Source organism: Argonema galeatum A003/A1, from assembly GCF_023333595.1.
GTDB classification, from domain to species: Bacteria; Cyanobacteriota; Cyanobacteriia; order Cyanobacteriales; family Aerosakkonemataceae; genus Argonema; species Argonema galeatum.
The window spans coordinates 114,578-131,166 of sequence record NZ_JAIQZM010000007.1 but is presented as its reverse complement, the minus strand read 5'-3'; the positions used below and the strand labels follow the sequence as shown (position 1 = coordinate 131,166).

The 16,589-nt window shown below is 43.7% G+C and carries 28 protein-coding genes; 9 read left to right on the top strand and 19 right to left on the bottom strand.

The features are described 5' to 3' along the window. The coding region (locus LAY41_RS10150) for a WD40 repeat domain-containing protein (RefSeq protein ID WP_249097052.1) at positions 1 to 194 on the top strand (194 nt) is incomplete at its 5' end. A gap of 90 nt (positions 195 to 284) precedes the next feature. On the opposite strand, the gene LAY41_RS10145 is transcribed toward LAY41_RS10150, so the two are convergent. From LAY41_RS10145 to LAY41_RS10110, 8 genes are all read right to left on the bottom strand, one after another. Then, positions 285 to 467, bottom strand: a complete 183-nt coding sequence (locus LAY41_RS10145) for a hypothetical protein (protein ID WP_249097051.1) — start codon at positions 465 to 467, stop codon at positions 285 to 287. Then, on the bottom strand, positions 464 to 811 hold the full coding sequence (locus tag LAY41_RS10140; protein ID WP_249097049.1) for a hypothetical protein: 348 nt from the start codon (positions 809 to 811) through the stop codon (positions 464 to 466). Before LAY41_RS10140 ends, LAY41_RS10145 begins: the two co-directional genes overlap by 4 nt. Before the next feature lie 105 nt (positions 812 to 916). After that, positions 917 to 1,099 (bottom strand): hypothetical protein, encoded by a 183-nt coding sequence (locus tag LAY41_RS10135; protein WP_249097048.1) that lies wholly within the window; start codon positions 1,097 to 1,099, stop codon positions 917 to 919. A gap of 98 nt (positions 1,100 to 1,197) precedes the next feature. Next, complete coding sequence (locus tag LAY41_RS10130) at positions 1,198 to 1,443, bottom strand: hypothetical protein (protein WP_249097045.1); 246 nt, start codon at positions 1,441 to 1,443, stop codon at positions 1,198 to 1,200. Between the two features lie 84 nt (positions 1,444 to 1,527). After that, positions 1,528 to 1,689, bottom strand: a complete 162-nt coding sequence (locus LAY41_RS10125; RefSeq protein ID WP_249097044.1) for a hypothetical protein — start codon at positions 1,687 to 1,689, stop codon at positions 1,528 to 1,530. A 368-nt stretch (positions 1,690 to 2,057) separates the two neighbouring features. Beyond that, on the bottom strand, positions 2,058 to 3,158 hold the full coding sequence (locus tag LAY41_RS10120; protein WP_249097043.1) for an NAD(P)/FAD-dependent oxidoreductase: 1,101 nt from the start codon (positions 3,156 to 3,158) through the stop codon (positions 2,058 to 2,060). Between the two features lie 82 nt (positions 3,159 to 3,240). After that, positions 3,241 to 3,684: a photosystem II protein PsbQ gene (gene psbQ, locus LAY41_RS10115; RefSeq protein ID WP_249097042.1), complete on the bottom strand. Its 444-nt coding sequence runs from the start codon at positions 3,682 to 3,684 to the stop codon at positions 3,241 to 3,243. Positions 3,685 to 3,731: 47 nt separating this feature from the next. Next, positions 3,732 to 4,571, bottom strand: coding sequence for an alpha/beta fold hydrolase (locus LAY41_RS10110; RefSeq protein WP_249097040.1), 840 nt, complete (start codon positions 4,569 to 4,571; stop codon positions 3,732 to 3,734). A gap of 329 nt (positions 4,572 to 4,900) precedes the next feature. Here LAY41_RS10110 and LAY41_RS10105 point away from each other — a divergent pair, with 329 nt between their 5' ends. Beyond that, positions 4,901 to 5,320, top strand: a complete 420-nt coding sequence (locus LAY41_RS10105; protein ID WP_249097039.1) for a hypothetical protein — start codon at positions 4,901 to 4,903, stop codon at positions 5,318 to 5,320. An 80-nt stretch (positions 5,321 to 5,400) separates the two neighbouring features. Here LAY41_RS10105 and LAY41_RS10100 read toward each other — a convergent pair whose 3' ends face one another. Continuing rightward, positions 5,401 to 5,817, bottom strand: a complete 417-nt coding sequence (locus tag LAY41_RS10100; protein ID WP_249097038.1) for a thiol-disulfide oxidoreductase DCC family protein — start codon at positions 5,815 to 5,817, stop codon at positions 5,401 to 5,403. Positions 5,818 to 5,950: 133 nt separating this feature from the next. Here LAY41_RS10100 and LAY41_RS10095 point away from each other — a divergent pair, with 133 nt between their 5' ends. Beyond that, positions 5,951 to 6,589: a type I restriction enzyme HsdR N-terminal domain-containing protein gene (locus tag LAY41_RS10095; protein WP_249097037.1), complete on the top strand. Its 639-nt coding sequence runs from the start codon at positions 5,951 to 5,953 to the stop codon at positions 6,587 to 6,589. 84 nt (positions 6,590 to 6,673) lie between these two features. Here LAY41_RS10095 and LAY41_RS10090 read toward each other — a convergent pair whose 3' ends face one another. The 3 genes from LAY41_RS10090 to LAY41_RS10080 form a co-directional block, all read right to left on the bottom strand. Then, positions 6,674 to 7,117, bottom strand: coding sequence for a hypothetical protein (locus LAY41_RS10090; RefSeq protein ID WP_249097036.1), 444 nt, complete (start codon positions 7,115 to 7,117; stop codon positions 6,674 to 6,676). Beyond that, positions 7,098 to 7,574, bottom strand: coding sequence for a Panacea domain-containing protein (locus tag LAY41_RS10085; RefSeq protein WP_249097035.1), 477 nt, complete (start codon positions 7,572 to 7,574; stop codon positions 7,098 to 7,100). Before LAY41_RS10085 ends, LAY41_RS10090 begins: the two co-directional genes overlap by 20 nt. A gap of 483 nt (positions 7,575 to 8,057) precedes the next feature. Beyond that, complete coding sequence (locus LAY41_RS10080) at positions 8,058 to 9,434, bottom strand: helix-turn-helix domain-containing protein (RefSeq protein ID WP_249097033.1); 1,377 nt, start codon at positions 9,432 to 9,434, stop codon at positions 8,058 to 8,060. A gap of 304 nt (positions 9,435 to 9,738) precedes the next feature. Here LAY41_RS10080 and LAY41_RS10075 point away from each other — a divergent pair, with 304 nt between their 5' ends. The 6 genes from LAY41_RS10075 to LAY41_RS10050 all read left to right on the top strand — a co-directional run bounded on the left by LAY41_RS10075 (position 9,739) and on the right by LAY41_RS10050 (position 12,324). Then, entirely contained in the window at positions 9,739 to 10,275 is a 537-nt protein-coding gene (locus LAY41_RS10075; RefSeq protein ID WP_249097031.1) for a hypothetical protein, read from the top strand. A 259-nt stretch (positions 10,276 to 10,534) separates the two neighbouring features. Then, entirely contained in the window at positions 10,535 to 11,008 is a 474-nt protein-coding gene (locus LAY41_RS10070; RefSeq protein WP_249097030.1) for a type II toxin-antitoxin system VapC family toxin, read from the top strand. A 1-nt stretch (position 11,009) separates the two neighbouring features. Further along, positions 11,010 to 11,204, top strand: coding sequence for a hypothetical protein (locus LAY41_RS10065; protein ID WP_249097029.1), 195 nt, complete (start codon positions 11,010 to 11,012; stop codon positions 11,202 to 11,204). Between the two features lie 64 nt (positions 11,205 to 11,268). Next, positions 11,269 to 11,718 (top strand): hypothetical protein, encoded by a 450-nt coding sequence (locus LAY41_RS10060; RefSeq protein ID WP_249097028.1) that lies wholly within the window; start codon positions 11,269 to 11,271, stop codon positions 11,716 to 11,718. A gap of 38 nt (positions 11,719 to 11,756) precedes the next feature. Beyond that, on the top strand, positions 11,757 to 12,026 hold the full coding sequence (locus LAY41_RS10055; RefSeq protein WP_249097027.1) for a hypothetical protein: 270 nt from the start codon (positions 11,757 to 11,759) through the stop codon (positions 12,024 to 12,026). Between the two features lie 4 nt (positions 12,027 to 12,030). Next, positions 12,031 to 12,324, top strand: a complete 294-nt coding sequence (locus LAY41_RS10050; protein ID WP_249097026.1) for a hypothetical protein — start codon at positions 12,031 to 12,033, stop codon at positions 12,322 to 12,324. Positions 12,325 to 12,573: 249 nt separating this feature from the next. Here LAY41_RS10050 and LAY41_RS10045 read toward each other — a convergent pair whose 3' ends face one another. From LAY41_RS10045 to LAY41_RS10015, 7 genes are all read right to left on the bottom strand, one after another. Further along, positions 12,574 to 13,173, bottom strand: a complete 600-nt coding sequence (locus LAY41_RS10045; RefSeq protein WP_249097025.1) for a Uma2 family endonuclease — start codon at positions 13,171 to 13,173, stop codon at positions 12,574 to 12,576. Positions 13,174 to 13,311: 138 nt separating this feature from the next. Then, positions 13,312 to 13,659 carry a DUF5615 family PIN-like protein gene (locus LAY41_RS10040; protein WP_249097023.1) on the bottom strand — a complete coding sequence of 116 codons (348 nt, stop codon included), beginning with the start codon at positions 13,657 to 13,659 and terminating at the stop codon, positions 13,312 to 13,314. A gap of 3 nt (positions 13,660 to 13,662) precedes the next feature. Beyond that, entirely contained in the window at positions 13,663 to 14,004 is a 342-nt protein-coding gene (locus LAY41_RS10035) for a DUF433 domain-containing protein (protein WP_249097022.1), read from the bottom strand. Between the two features lie 240 nt (positions 14,005 to 14,244). After that, on the bottom strand, positions 14,245 to 14,763 hold the full coding sequence (locus tag LAY41_RS10030) for a hypothetical protein (RefSeq protein ID WP_249097021.1): 519 nt from the start codon (positions 14,761 to 14,763) through the stop codon (positions 14,245 to 14,247). A 16-nt stretch (positions 14,764 to 14,779) separates the two neighbouring features. Then, positions 14,780 to 15,277: a hypothetical protein gene (locus LAY41_RS10025; RefSeq protein WP_249097019.1), complete on the bottom strand. Its 498-nt coding sequence runs from the start codon at positions 15,275 to 15,277 to the stop codon at positions 14,780 to 14,782. Between the two features lie 255 nt (positions 15,278 to 15,532). Then, positions 15,533 to 16,045, bottom strand: a complete 513-nt coding sequence (locus tag LAY41_RS10020; RefSeq protein ID WP_249097018.1) for a hypothetical protein — start codon at positions 16,043 to 16,045, stop codon at positions 15,533 to 15,535. Between the two features lie 4 nt (positions 16,046 to 16,049). Further along, on the bottom strand, positions 16,050 to 16,538 hold the full coding sequence (locus LAY41_RS10015; protein WP_249097017.1) for a hypothetical protein: 489 nt from the start codon (positions 16,536 to 16,538) through the stop codon (positions 16,050 to 16,052). Positions 16,539 to 16,589 lie beyond the last annotated feature (51 nt).

Here is a 16,589-nt window from a genome sequence, read left to right as displayed (position 1 = left end):
GGGTAAGGAGTGTCTGCTTTAGTCCGAATGGGGAATATCTGGCGACTGCATCGGATGACAGAACTGCTAAGTTGTGGCGGGTAGAAGGATTAGAGGAATTGTTGGCGCGGGGGTGCGAGTGGTTGAAATTTTACTTTGCTTCCCATCGGGAGGCGCGGGAAAGGTTGCAGGTGTGTGGGGATAGGCGGATTTGAACTAGGTACGTTGTTGCGCTTGGGCGCTAGATTTGGCGCTAAAGCGCAACTACGTACCTTTTTTTAGTTATCAGTTGCGTAAGTTTGCATCTACTCAATAGCACCAGCTGGCTGTTTTCCCACTTCTCTAATTTCATCCTGAATTTGACACTTCAATGCCATTAGGGTTGCCATCTCATATAGTTCTCTGGCTTTTTGTTCAGTAATTCTAGCAATTTCAAGGATTTCATTTAATTCTGCCAATTGCTTTTCATTTAAAGATAGTTCATTCATGGCCAATTTTCCAAACGAGTTTTCAGCCTATTTGCATTTATTTTAACTTCAATCACCTGTCCCAGCAAAGTCGCTAAATATTCTCCTCTCTCCTGGATTACCTCAGCAGTCGCATCAGCAGACGAAATACTATCAACAATAGTCTGTATCCGTCCTCTGGAATTATCTACAAAGAAGATGGCATTGTTGAGAAAGGCAAAGATTTGAATCAAAATAGCATTATCTGGAAACCGAAACAGTAGGGGTCTGGCTCGATTTAGTCCCTCTGTCGCTGCTTGCTCAGTTTCATTCAATTCCCGATTTAATCGCTCAATTAGAGCTTGAATTTCTGATGGAATCGGCATTTAGAAGCATTCTGATTTCGCCTCATTAGCATACCATTAAAGATGGTGCGATCGCGCAGCGTGCCGTAGGCATATCGGCTTCTTTTCCAAAAAGCGCGTCGCACCTCATACTTCTACTTTAGCTTTTCGTAATTGTTCGATCGCAGCTTGTCTTCTTAATTCCTGCCGAATTCGCAACTTTTCATCTATTTCTGTTGCTAAATCATACACGGCTTTAGCTTTCTGTTCTGCGTCTTTGGCTAGTTCCAATAGTTTATCTAGAGTCTGATCATCTGGTAATTCTTTCATTGTAATTCCTCCAAATTGCGGTTAATTTCTCTGACAGCTATTTTACTTTCAATTACCCGACCCAGTAGCGTTCCCAACTCTTCTTCAACATCCTGAATTTACTCTCCTGTTGCATCGGGAACCTCAAGCCGTCCACGGGCGACCTGAATCCGTCTTCTGGAAATTTCTACGAATGATAGGATGTTATTGAAAAAAGCAAAGAACTGAATCATTCTAGCATTATCTAGGAACTGAGACAATATAGGTCTGACTAAATTTAGTCCCTGCGTTGCATCAGTCTCAGTATCAGCTAGTTCTTGGTTTAATCGTTCAATTAGAGCTTGAATTTCTGATGGAATCGGCATTTAGAAGCATTCTGATTTCGCCTCATTAGCATACAATTAAAGATGGTGCGATCGCATCTCCTTTTCTTTCAAAAAAAGTAAGTTTTATATGATGCTGGGATCTTCTTCATCTAAAAGTTGCGCGATCGTCCAGGGCAGCGGTAAAGTGCGGAAAGCTCGATCCTGGTGTGAGAATTGCCCCTGGCTATTATTTGCTACTAAATCGGCCAAATTTTGAATGGCATTTAATAAAAGAGTTGGTTGCATAGGTAGCTTCTCCCAATTTAATATAGCGGCTTGCGAGTGGGTAGGTACTGGTAAATTGTAGGGGCGGGTTTTGCCATGATTCTTGTCCGTTAGCCACAAATTATCTGCTAAACCCGCCCCTATTGCCCTAATCGACGAGAGCGGTTGCTATATAGTGGGAAGGCGTTGCATTGCGGGATTAATCTTAATTCAAAACCGAAACGTTAATTCCGCAATGCTTCGCCCCTACATAATCTTGTGGCGGGAACGGAGTAACTCACCTTAAAATGACTCCAAGCATCGATAATAATTCCTGTCTTAAGAGAAGTTCATCTACTCTTGGACAGAATCACGCTACGCTATGCGAGATAAATTTAGATTAACTCTATCTATACAGTATTTATTCCTACGATCGCATCCCGAATCGCTTGTGCAGTTGCAGGTGCCAGCAGCACCCCGTTGCGATAGTGTCCAGTAGCTAAAAGAATATTGCTAAACCCTTGCAATTTACCGATAATTGGAGCAGGACGACCTTCTGGACGCGGACGCAAACCAGACCAACTCCTAACTACGGTGGCGTCGGCTAAAGCTGGACAAAATGCGATCGCATCCTCCCTCACCTTTGCCAATAAACTTTCATCCCCTATCGCCGCATATCCATCACTGGGAAACTCCACTGTAGCGCCGACCCAGTAATCTCCCCCTCCCACCGGCACAATATGCACATCATTACCAGTAATCACCGGCTGAAAATCGGGACGCCCCAAAGGATGCTCCAATCGCAGATGCAAAGCTTGCCCTAAAACTGGTCTAATGTCAACTAGCTGTCCAAAAGATTTCGTCAACGGCGATGAACCCAACCCCGCCGCCATCACCAACCAATCAAGATCGATCGCGCCAGCTGTTGTCTGAATCTGTTTGCAAACCCCATTAGACGTTTTCGATCCCACCCCCAACACGGTGACGCCAAACTGAAAAGAGACGCCGTTTAGCTTTGCTGCCTCAACTAAAGCTAGGGTTAGAGCAGTTGGATCGACTTGTCTATCTTGGGGAGAATAGACTGCTGCCGTAATCTTCTCCAAATTAACTTGAGGACAGTTAGCGCCTATTTGCGCGGCGTCCCACATTTCCAGATGCCAATTTTGCTCTAGCCGAATTTGTACCAATTCTGACCAGCTAGCTAAACTCCTGTCTTCCAAACACAGCATCAGAATTCCCTGCCGATTGAAGGGAATCTTACGACCAGTCAACGCCTCTAGTTCTGGAATCAAAGTTTCATAGCGTTGGATGCTACTCTGCCGCATCTGCCACGCCTTCCCCTTGACTTTGTGGCTGATCGCGCCCATCAGGACGCCCAAGGCGGCACCTGTAGCACCCTGCGCTGGTGGTTTTGTATCCACGACTGTAATAGTTAGTCCTGGAACCTGGCTGAGTTCGTAGGCTAGAGTCGCACCAACAACACCGCATCCTACGATCGCAACATGACTCATCTGAAAAAAGATTTTAGATTTTAGATTTTAGATCTTAGATTGCCAGACAATCCAAAATCCAAAATCCAAAATCCAAAATCGACTACGCTTTAGGAGCCAGATCCAAAAAAGCGTTCAGATTCTTCTGAATTGCGGCGTAATTGCCGATCGCCGCTTTGTAGTCACGTTTTTGAGCAGCTTGATCGATCGAAACTAAGCTCTCATATAGCTCTTTGGCTGCTTCACGCGCCTTTGGTCGGGCGTCGGGAAGCAGGTTGCGTTCTATCCCAGAGATCCTGCCCCGCAATTCACCTAGAGGCCCACGGATGAAATTCCTGACAAAAACCCAATTTTCATCTTGAACCAGCTTTGCCAGTTCGGGCAAGCGATCGCGCAAAGCCTTAATTGCAGAAACATTTTGCCCAATCAGCTCAATCTGAGCTGGCGTGTAAGTGGGAGGCTTCTTCACTTCAGGAGTGCCGCAGCTAACCAAAAAGGCCGTCAAAAACGCCAGCACCAAGGCTAGAAAAGACCGATAACGTGGCATATTATTTGTGGAATGAACTTCCGAACTAAAAAGTATCCTTAAAAATCTTACCGGCGAAGAAACCCTATTAGAGCTTGACTGACTCGATCAGACCAATGTTCTTGAGGATAGTGACCAGCCTCTTCCAGTTTGGACACTTCTGCATTCTGCATCGAACTGGCTACCCCTTCTGTCTGCGTAAAAGGCAACCACGGGTCTTTCATCCCCCAGGCAATTAGCGTTGGCTGCGTCCACCCTCGCAAACCAGACTCAATTTCTGCCATTGACTGCTGCATCTGGAGATTCCGCACCGTCCAAAGCAGACTCCGCCCCGCATCGGAACTCTTGAGGTAGGGACGCCGATACACATCCAAATCCTTCTCTGATATCCCGTAACCGCTACCGCCTTCTAGGGTTCTGTCAACCAAGATGGGGTCTTGCGTCACCATCTCACCGACCAAAGGCAATCCCAGCTGTTGAATTTTCCAGGGTATTTTAGCCGCAGATGACATCGGCGCATTCAAGATAGCCAAGCGCTCGATTTTTTCTGGGTTCCTCAAGGCATATTGGATACCGCAAGACCCCAAAAATCCCTGCACAACCAAGGAAAAGCGATCGATTTCCAGGGTTTCGATGAATGCTGCCAAAGCTTCAATAAAGGCATCGGGTGTATAAGCAAAGTCTCGCTTGTCTGGTTTGGATGAGATGCCAAAACCAATCCAGTCTGGCGCGATGCAGGAATACCCTTTTTCCGCCAAACCGGGCATCACTTCAGTCCAACTGTAACTCTGGGAAGGCAAACCGTGCAGCAGCAGCACCGGCAGTCTATCACTTCTGCCAATGGGTTTCGCTTCCCGATAAAACCATTTCAGCGAACCAACTTCAAGCAATTCCTCATTTAGTGCCACTTTCTCAATCCTGCTTGTTGCCCGTTGCTTGAGCTTACCGCCCAACGGTATTTTTGGACAAGGACTGGGAGAGTGGGGGAGTGAAAGAATGGGGGAGTGGGGGAGAATGACTAATACTCATCTCCTTTCAAAGAATGTAGAGACGTTGCATGCAACGTCTCTACAAGGGTTACAGGCAACGCACCTTTAATTTCTGGAGATGTCTAATGACCAATGACTAATGACCAATTCCACGAAAGATGCTTTGCAGTTGCTAAATCAGAAATATATTGTTAGACTTATTCGCCAAACTCACTTTTAAATCGTAACTATAGGGAATCCAAATAAGCGTGAACGCATCTCAAAAAGCCACCAATATTGAACTCGCCAGTAAGATTGCTGCCGTGGTTAACTTGTTCAAGTCCAAGTTTCCCGACGCGAAGGCAGACCTCAAACCTTGGCAGAACGATGTCGATACCAGGGAGTTAGTCGATCCTGATTCTATTGATATCGGCTTTCATTTTCCTGGCTGGAGTAGACGGTTTCAATGTCGAAGCATTTTGGTGCAGATTCGTTTTTACGAAGATCCTGTGGATGCCTACCGTCGGCTAATTGGCATTGAAACAGATGGATTTAACCATCAAGGTTTAGCTTGGCGTCTTTCCACTGTTGAAAATTGGAGTTTGGTAGGTGATTCTCAACCAGTTCCAGAGGTGGGGGAAAAGCTAAAACATTTTTGCAGGCAAGTGTTTGAATTGTTCAACGGTTAAATGTTATACCATTTGCCCAGTCTTTTACCCTCGTGACCAGGTGGAACCTGGTCACGAATCTTCCAAGGCTCTGCCTTGGTTCAATCCGAGCAAGTTCCCTGTGAGCTACAACTGATAGGGTAGCCAGACTGATATGTGGCGGCACGTTTGCCAAATAAAGTGTAGCGATTGTCGCGAATTTGTTCGTAAATGCGATCGCCCGCCCACTTCACCCCCGGTAAAGCTCGATAAGCCTCCACAAATATAATACCGATCGGCAACAAGCGCCCGATTTCCTCCGCAGCATCGCTACCTTGCCAGCGCCTCTGGGGTGCATCTGCATCAATCAAAATCATCCCCATTTCGCAGTCTTTCGGCGTAATCCCAAACCGACTAAGAGTTTCTTCATCCTGCATCGGCGCATACTCAAACATTTTGCCGCTATCTAAGCTTTCTAACAGTTGCACCAAAGTGACGCAGAGATTGCAGTTGCCATCGTAAATAACGTTGTAAGTCATAACAATAAGTGTTTTACCACAAATTATTCTATATTTTTGTATTTTAGCATTCCCATCGGTGATTAGCTTTCAAATAATCTACAATAAATCTAAGGCCGATTGAAATTCAACTGCTTGAATCGAAGGTGAATGGATGGCGAAGTTTGTTGCGGTTACGGAAGCCATTAAAAGTCTTGCTGAAGCTGAATCAAAGTTGAACTTGAGCCGAACTGAGGATGAGGCTTTTTTTACAGAATGGCAAACAGAATTGCCGAACCTTAGCGATTCCGAACAGACTGCTTTGGATACGCTGCGACGGAGATTACTATATCACAGAGCCGATGGAGAATTGCTAGAAGGGGCGGTAACGCTGCTTGTGGCATCGCCTTTATTAGAACTGGCAGGATTCTACGATCCACCGTTTAAGATGAAAGCTGAAGCCGCGATCGAGATTGCGATCGATGATGGGGAAGAAACTCTGCGCGGGCGAATTGATATCTTGATTTTGCAACATCATCTTTGGGTAATGGTTTTGGAGTCTAAGAAGACGATGATTTCAGTGCGATCGGCATTGCCTCAAGCACTAGCATACATGATGGCAAATCCAGATCTAGATAAACCACGATTTGGCGTATTGACCAATGGGGATGATGTGTTATTTGTCAAACTCTTGGCTCAGCCAATTCCCCAATACGCATTATCGCGGGCTTTTTCGATTTATACTGTGGCAAGCGAACTGCGATCGGCTTTTAAAGTCCTCAAGCATTTGGGTCAAAGCATCACTAGCACATAAGTTACTGTGAAGGACGAACAACCAGAATCAGTTTGCCATCCATTAGACTTCTTGCCAAAGTCCAAGATCGAGGAAAAGAACATTTCAACTATAAAGATTGTGGTCTGGGTCTAGCCAGACCACGTAAAAAACATTTTCACTGAAAAATCCATGCACCCTGCCGTATTCATTCGCAGATATTTGAAACTGATAGGGTATATTTACAAGCTCGTCTTCATTAGGAATACAAAAGCCATTAGGCTCAGTGGTGTCTTGCCAAAGTATTCCATGACAGCGTAGACTTTTACTCTGATTGTTAATGACTTCTTCAGCTTTCAATTGCGATAAATCGCGCAGCCTTCTCAATAGAGATGCTAAGTATCTAGCATCTCTACCCCCAATAGAAAATTTCTCTTTGTCATCCTGATAATACCTGAAAGAAAAACTAATTCCTTCTGGTATTTGGATATTGACAACCTCTCTTCTTGGTGAAGATGCTTGACTGCGAATATCTGTATCTTGTCTTTTTTTATTCTTCTTCGATGACACGAGTTTTGTAAAATTCCTTCATTAATTCCTTCGTAATAATAGCATGACAAGGTTCATCTTTTGGCAAGTTACCTCTAGCCTTAATCCAAGGGTCTTCGCGGCGCACCATCAATTCTAACTCATAAGCATCCCGAAAGAAATAATCGTCGGCCAAGTCGTCTAAAAACTTTTGTACTTCCTGTGGAAACTCTGGTTTTTCGACTTCTTTCAGAATTGGTTTAAACCCAAATTGTTCTTTGTATTCGTAAAATAAAGCCGGGATAGTCGGCCCATGCACCCAAGCTTCAAAATCCTCATCAAAAAGGGGTGTATCTTCAAACGCCAGATACCATGCTTGGGCATAGTACAAGAGTTTTTGTAGCTTTTGGTTGCTGAGGTAGGAGCCTACGTCATTAGCGAACCAGATGTAGTAATCAACGAGTTTGGAGAGTGTTATCACCGTAGCTATAGTGGTCATAAAATTAGACTAAATAAGTTTGATAATTTTTATAATAGCACAGCGCGATCGCACGACTGTAATCGATTACTTATATAGCGCTTCTAAATCATTTGTACAGGTGTAAGAAACCCGGTTTCTCAAAGAAACCGGGTTTCTGGGCTACACGGGTTGTACAATTCATTTAGACGCGCTATATATTGTTCTAAAGAGACAAATATGTAGTAGCAAGGCATCCGAGATATTTTGGGTAGAGTGGTGTCGCCCACACCCGCCCTGCACTCAAGTGCAGGGCTAATAGCGAAAGTCCATTAAAATGGACTGTAAGATTAGTATTCAGTCCATTTTAATGGACTTTTGCTATTAGCCAGCGATTTGAATCGCTGGCGGGCTACAAGCGAAGTCAGTGGCTTTGTGTAGAATTAAAATCTCATCAATTTACCAACAGCATCATTGGTTCGCAGGCGGGTTTTGAGGCTAGTAGAAAATAGTGCAACATCTTACTTATAACCCTTTGATATACTGCCTCATTACAGGTGGCAGAATGTAAAAACTTCCTTGTTGTTCTATCAAACAGCGCCGCGATAAAGATTGCAGCGCGTTTAGTAAATCTGACGCTGGAATTCTGCTATTTTCTAGCAATTTTGCCAGATTGATTGGTTCGCTTTCTTTAGCCAATAAGGAGAGAACTTGTTTTTCTATTTCGGATAGGCGATCGCACTGCTGCTGTAAAATATCTTTTAAATCTTCTGGCAACAATATGGTATCATAAGGTAATAACTCAGTCACACATCCTGCCAACTCTTGAATCAGAGTGGCGACGCTTTTTAACCATAAGGGGTTGCCTTGGTAGCGGTGAACGAGTGCTGAGTAATTCTCGATTTCTGCTACCCCGTAATCTCTCAGTATTTCCCGTCCCGCTGCAATATCTAAACCAGTGAGTTGTAAGGTACGAATGGAAGTATTTTGTTTTTTTACTTGAGTCACATCTCTCGGTTGTTCCCAACCGATTAACAGAAAGCAACTTTGATGAGATAATGTTTCTATCTGTTTGAAAAAGGAGCGATATTCTTCGTATCCTGGTTTATACTTTCCTGCCAATTCGCCGCTACTGAAAAGGTTGTGAATGTCATCTAAGACGACTAAACAGCGATGTTTTTGTAAATACTTAATCAACGGTAAGGTTTTTGGGTTAGTTGCAGGCGAATCTTGCTTTTCTGACTGCGAGAAAAACTGGATCGAGTTAGCTTCAAATTTAGCTAGAGTGGATGATGCGTCTAGACTGCACCAAACCACGTACTCAAACTCATCTTTTATTTGTTGAACGAGTTGCGCTGCTAATGTTGTTTTACCGATACCGCTGATACCCGTGAGCGCTATTAAGCGACAGCGTTGTTGTAAAATCGATGTGGTGAGGGTTTCGAGTTCGGGAGTGCGATCGTAAAAAGCACCCAATTCTGGCATTTCGCTTAAATCTTGATGCGAGATTTTAGTTTGTTCTGTGTTAGATGTTTCTTGATTAGGTGGATGTGAGTTTGGGATATTTGGCGAGTATCTACTTTCTCCACAAAAATTAACGAAGCCTATTTGCACAGAGTCTTGTGCATGATGTGAAACTATCGAGATTTGCAATCTCTCCATTGTCGATCGAAAATTCGATTTACTAACTTTTTCCCCCAATTCTTGTGAAAGGATCTGCCATAACTTTGAGCCAACATCCCTGACATAACTCTCGTTACAGTGAAACTCTTCGGCAATTTTCGTGTATTTCTCACCTTGCATAGTTCCCCGCAGGATCGCCTCTTGCAAGTCATCAAGATGCTGACCCGTCTTGGCAAACACCAGATCGTCAGCCATTTTTAACACTTCCTTAAGATTCATGGAGCATCGTAGATGTCGTGATTTTCCGTATTATACCTAACATTTTCCAACATTTTCTAGCATTTGCCAACATTTTTCAAGCAGCGAGTTTGAGTGGCTGACAAAATTGCCAACAAAATCGAACATTTTTGGGGTAGACAAAGCTTTGATTTATACGTAATGATGGTAATGATAAAACGTACATTTAGAGATTAAACACTTGCTGTTTATTTGCTGCAATGATGTTTTATACCGCAAGTAGGGTGTAATTAATAGTTAGATCGAAGATTGACCAGTTTTGTGAAGTTTTAGCTGGGAGGGAATTATGAAAATATTGATGAGATTTTTAATTTCTATCGGTGTGATAGCTACAGTTTTTAGTTCGATTGAAGCAGCGTATTCACAAATATATGGATTACGAGGAAAGTTTGATGGCACACAAACGCAACAAGCTCGGATTCGAGAGGTAGGCTCTCTTGCTGTTGCAATAGAAGTAAATGATGGTAGAACCTGGCAACAATGGTATGCAACACGTCGGGGAGATACGAACTTCTCAAAAATAATTAGTTGTACTGTTGGTGAGTTCAATGGTGATAAAAAGTCCGATATTGCTTGTCTGTATGACTATGGAAACTTTGATGTTGGAATATGGGTATTGACCTCGGACGGAAGGAACTTTAACTCTAGCATCTGGTGGAGAAGCGGTAAGGGCAACTTGAACCCAAATTCTGTTGTTGGGAGGATTGAGTCCATCGATAATAATAATGACGGTCTCTCTGATCTGAAGATGCCCTACCTTTATCCCAATGGTATCCGTAACGATATTGTTTTTTATTCTGATGGCAATAAATTTTACCGCTAGAGCGAATATATCGGTATACACTAGCCAAAGCAGTGCGCTCGCCCTTCCTTGTAATTTAGGTTAACCCAAATAAACCCAACATCTTTTTCCACTCATAATCTTATCCATTTCCACCATGACAATGCGATGATTGGACGGAGAGCGATCGCACTACCAAAAGAAGAGCGATCGCCAGCCGTTATTGTAATTCTCATAACTCCCAACCTGAAAGACAAGCGATGGTGTGGGTTAAGATAAAGAGGTTTTCGATCCGCCTTGTATGAGTGAAACCGTATATATTGAAACCAGTATCTTAGGCTACCTCACTGCCAGATCCACCAAAAATCTAATTCTGGCTGCAAATATGGAAGTAACACGAGATTGGTGGGAATCTCGTCGAGGTAATTTTACGCTCTACATCTCACAAGCAGTCCTGAAAGAGGTAGCCTTGGGAGATGCAGAGATCGCGGCTCAACGCTTGGAGATACTTCATGGCTTTCCACTACTAGAATTAAATCAGGCTGTAGAGGACTTAGCTGCACAATTTCTCACTCGCAGTAATCTCCCTCCCAAAGCGAATGTCGATGCGATTCACATTGCAGCCGCTACCGTTCATGGCTTGGATTACCTGTTAACGTGGAATTGTAAGCATATTGCCAACGCGCAGATTCAGGGAAAGCTTGCAGAGATCAGCCTTGACTTCGGATACGAGTTACCCATCCTTTGTACACCTTACGAATTGCTGGAAGGTTAGTATGTTGCAAGATGAAATAGTAGAAGAGATTCACCGAATTCGTGACGAATATGCAAAGTCGTTAAACTACGACTTAAACGCAATTTTTGCAGATTTGCGGAAGCAGCAAGCTGAAAGCGGAAGAGAAGTTGTGAAATTACCACCAAAACGCGGTCTAACAAGTCGTTGGAGCGAACGAAGCCAAAATAGTCGTTGATCGGGAAACCCTACATCTTTTTCGACTCACAATCTTATCCATTTCCACCATGACAATGCGATGATTGGACGAGAGCGATCGCACTTTTTTTGGTAGTGCGATCGCTATCTGCGGTATAATAAAGGTAAAGCTCATAATTAGTCTTTCAAAAATTAACATGATCAACCTAGACTTGTCGCAGTCCGATCCATTCACCAACCTCAAAGTCACACTCCTGCTAGAAGCACTCACATCCGGGCAAATTGCGGCATCTGTCAGAGAGTTTCCCGACTGTCGAGTGAAAGCAGAAACAAGAGAAGAGGCGATCGCACAAATTCAAGCTACGTTTTTAGAACGGCTAAAAAATATGGAAGCGATTTCATGGAACGTGCCGATTCAGACTTCAGAAGCAACCTGGAAAAAATTTGCAGGTGTCTTTAAAGATGATTCCGATTTGGCTGCAATTATGGAGTCAATTCGCGCCGAAAGAACATTAGATGATGAATCGGAAGTCGATCCTTCCTATTACCTGTAGAGGTGTCTTTTGGTGTGTCAATATATTTTGGATACCGATTGCGTTTCACTGATTCTCTACAATCATCCCCAATTTCTGTAGAATGTGCAGTAGGATTATCTGTAGCAGAGTTAGCAGTAGCAATCCCTCATGGACAAGTTGGGGTGACGACAGTAGGCGAGATTCGCTCGGAAGGTGGAGATGTCATCCGTACTTCTGGCAGAAGTTCAAATCATGCAACTCTAACTGGATTAACACCAGATCAAGCAAGCTTTCTGCTGACACCAACGATTCCCAATCCAGCAAAGCAATCATCCCGATCGGAGTAAACTTATGAGTAACCCTAAAATTTTTGCCGACTTTCATAATGCCGATGAAAAAGGTCGTCTTCGTCTGAATTGTGTGGGGACGATTGAAGATTTGAGTCGCCAAAATATTAAGTTGCAAGATGGTCAATTGCTCATTCTCTATAGCGAAGAATTAGAAGCGGATGGTGTGGTGCAATATTCTGAAGAGGAAAGTCTTTGGGTGGCAGTAATTGATTGGCAGCTTCTTAGAGAGGTAGAGGATATTATTCCGAGCAGTTCTAGCTTACCTGAGAGTGGTATAGCTCTACCAATATTGTGAGAAACTTCACAATATAGCAACCGCCAAGGCGGTTAAGCCATAAATCTGGGGTAGGGGCGAAGCATTTGGGCATATAATTTATTGGTTAAAACCGAAGATTTACTACCCGAATGCTTCGCCCCTACTGCCATAATCGCCTTGGCGGTTGCTATATTATCTATTTTTATCATTGCAATGTGATGATTGGATAGATAGCGATCGCACCACCAAAAAAAGAGCGATCGCCTATCGCGAAATGGGCGATTAATGTTAAGGCAATAGAGAATCTACAGAGAGCGTTCCTATCTCAAATCCTTCGATCGCTAAAGGCAGCGCATCCTCTAGCCCATAGTTTTGTTGTGTGGCATAATCTGAATGTTCGGCTTCTCCAAATGGCTGAGTATATACCTCAATCTGTCGAGAGAGGAGATTTACAATCCAGTAAATTGGAATGCCAGCACGAGCATAAATGCGTTTCTTTAAAGAGCGATCGCGTTGAAGGGTCGTATCGGCTACTTCGACAACAAGGGCAATATCTTCAGCACCCGGATGTCGATCGAGGTACTGTCGAGTATCTCCTCTAACAACAACCACATCCTGTTCTGGTTCGCTATCAAATAGTGCGATCGGTTCTTGCGAATCGACATACCATCCTGAAGGCAAAATGCTCTCGATCGCGATTCTGACAAGGCGAGTTGCTGCTCTATGTGGGGGATTTTTTGGCATTTTGAAAACTAACCAGCCTTCTAACAATTCTACCGGATCTTCGTCCGTAAGAATACCATTTTTAATCATACTATGATAACGATCTAAGCTTAAGCGCCAGATCAAATCTGAAGGAATTGCTGCTGCACTCTCTAGGGACGACATGATAACTTTCCCGAATGTACTATTCAAAATGAAACAAAGTTTATAAATTTATTCTAGACTAGCATAATTTTATCCATTTTTATAATAACAATGCGATGATTGAACGGATAGCGATCGCCTATTTGTAATTACCTAACTCTAGGGTGACACAGCAGGACGCACAACGCGAATCAGTTTGCCTTGCAAAGGTTCTTTTGCTGTAATTGCAACGTGGATTCGGTTAGCCAGCGCCTCCCAATCGCGGTCGTTCGTACAGGCAATAATACCAGCATGATCTGGCTGTATGCGATGCAATCGAAAGAAATCTTTACGATTCTGGGTAATAACAGCACGGTTGGAGTTAGTTGCAAAAGCTAACACATCCGGATCGGGAATTCTCTGATTTGCTTTACCTGCTTCTTGAACAGTTAAAACATCATGTCCCAAAGATCGCAACAATTCTACAACAGGATATGGGTATTGCTCATCAGCATAGAGACGCGCCATCTACTACAAATCCTCGTACATCACTCGATCGTTTTCCCGGATTTCTGTTTCAATTTCGTCCGGGAAAGCTTCAGCATAAGCCCAGGCATTTGCAATATCAGTAGCAGAAAGCGATGGATAGCTAGTGAGTAAATCGGCTTCACTATATCCAATGCGACGAGCTTCTATAAGTCCCCAAACGGTGATGCGAGTTCCAACAATACAAGCACTACCACCACAAACACCAGGCGTTTTTTCAATACCGCGCCCTAGATTAATTTTGCCCTGGGATAGGAGTTGAACGACTTGAGCTTTTTCGTCGTCAGAGAGTGCCAGCAGTTGAGGCTCTAATTCTTTCAGCGTCATGGCAAACAATGGAATTGCGACTAATTACTATATATTATTACGATTGTAGACGCTCCTGACTTTGATGCCAAAATCCAAGCAGCAGTTTGGCAGCAAATGCAAACAGCAGCTAGCGCGTTCGCGTAAGCGATGCGTAGCATATCGCCCTTTTTTATATATCAAGTTGAAACAAAGAAACCCAACATCTTTTTCCACTCACAATCTTATCCATTTCTATCATTGCATCTGGATAACTAATCGCTAATCAATAAATTGCCATAGCGCGTAAGGACGCAATCCAATTATTTTGTGTTCGATAATTCCCGCACCAAAACCTTCAGGGGTATTTGTGAGATCGATACTAAAATAAACGTTGCGATTTTGGAAGCGAAACTTGTAACGCGCATCTAAGGAATTGGGTTCTGTCGGGGAACTAGCTTGACCGACACAGGAAGCATAAGCTTCTTGTAACGGTGCTTGATATTCTACAAACCGAAAACGCGATGTCGTTAACTTAGCACGACCTGCGATCGCTAAAGTGTCAGCAATTACTATTTGTTCCGACATAGCTGCTTCATCTCTATAGCCAAACGAGATAATCCAAAGTCCTACATTTTTAGGGCAATTTCCTGCTTGGCGGACAACATTTAACGTTTTATTTGGCGGAGGATTTGATTGGACTTCTGTTACTGATTGGGCTGGCGTTAGCTGAGTAATTACAGTTACCATAACCGCCAACAATAACGTTAATGTAGTATAAATTACCGTCCAATTTTTCATGTTTTAAAGTTTAGTATTATTCAACGCCAATCCACCTTACAGCCGGACGGGACAACACCAGGTTTTTATATACTATTTCAGAAGGATTCCCTGGAGTGTCTGGTTGCAGTTGGACGCGAAAAATCACATTTTTATTTTGGAACCGGAAAGTGTAGAAAGTTCTTTCATCAACATCTTCAGATATAGCCTCACCGACGCAATCAGCAAAGTTACTTTTCAATGGTGCTATGAATTCCGCAAGTTTTTTGTCTGATTTAACCAATCGGGCCGAACTTGCGATCGTATTCGTGTCAGCAATAACGGTAAATACAGAATTACCAGCGTATTTACCAATTAATGTCCAAAGCTTGATGTTACGGGGACAAGTTCCCGACTGGCGTATTACGTTGAATGTGGTATCGGGTGGAGTGCTAGGCACAGAGGGCGCAGGGAGATTTTGCGACATTGCTGGCGTGACTGCAAGCAATAGTAATAATATGCCCAATGTTGCGATTAACTTTGCCAAGTTCTTCATAATTATGTTTTAATTACCGAGCATTGGCAATTCCTAATTTTAATGGGTAATTGGTACGATTATTACCCATTATCAATTGCATAATATACAGAAGTAGATGTTATATCGTTTACGCAAATGCTTGAGACAAATGGGTAGGGGCGGGAAGAGCCAAAGAGCTTGATTCCTATCGATCAGATTAAAGTCAAAACCCGCCCCTACTCTACAATCTGTAGCAAACATTTAGGTATTCGATATTACCCGATTTGATTTCAATTAGTCGGCAATTTGCCATTTTACAGCTGGACGGGAAGACACCACACCTTTATAGGCAATTCCAGAAGGATTACTAGGAGTGTCTGGTGGCAACTGGACGCGAAAAGTAACTGTTCTATTTTGGAAGCGGAAACTATAACCGTTTAGCATTTCTTCGCGAGACGCTGCTTGACCGACACAGGAAGCAAAGTTACTTTTCAATGGCGCGGTGAATTCGGCAGACTTTGTGTTTGATCGAACTAAGCGAGCTGGCCCTGCGATCGCACTCGTATCGGCAATCACAACAAATTCACCACCGCCATCGTATCGACGAACTGAAGTCCAAAGCTTTACCGTCCTGGGACAAGTTCCCGACTGGCGCGTTACGTTGAGCGTCGAATCCGGCGCAGTACGTGGCAAAGTGGGTGGCAATAACCGTTGATTTTGGGTTAGTGCTGGTGTAGCGGCAAGCAAGGCTGATAATATGCTCAAACTTGTGGTGAATTGCCACAATTTTTTCATCTGGTTTACCATAATTTTAGTCTGCGATCGCCCAGCGCACAGCGGGACGGGAAGAAACGACATTTTTATAGGTGATTAGGGAAGGATTACTGGGAGTATCTGGCGGTAGCTGGACGCGGAAAGTAACATTTCTATTTCCGAAACGGAAACTGTAATTGGAGTCTTCCGCAGAGACAGCTTGACCGACACAGGAAGCGAAGTTACTTTTCAGCGGCGCTGTGAATTCGGCCAACTTCTTGGTCGATCGCACTAAGCGAGCTGGCCCTGCGATCGCAGCCGTATCGGAAATAACAGTATTTTCCCCACCCCCTTCATAATAACGAAATGAAGTCCAAAGCTTGACTGTCCTGGGACAAGTTCCCGACTGGCGGGTCACGGTGAAGGTTGTATTGGGTGATGCGCGAGGGATAGTTGGCGGCGGTTGGTTTTGCGTCATTGCCGGTGCAGCGACAAGTAGAGTTGATAATATGCCAAAAGTCGTGGTGACTTGAGCCAAATTCTTCATAAGTTTTGTCAGAATTTTGCACTACCGAAGGTCAGTAGACGATCGCAATGC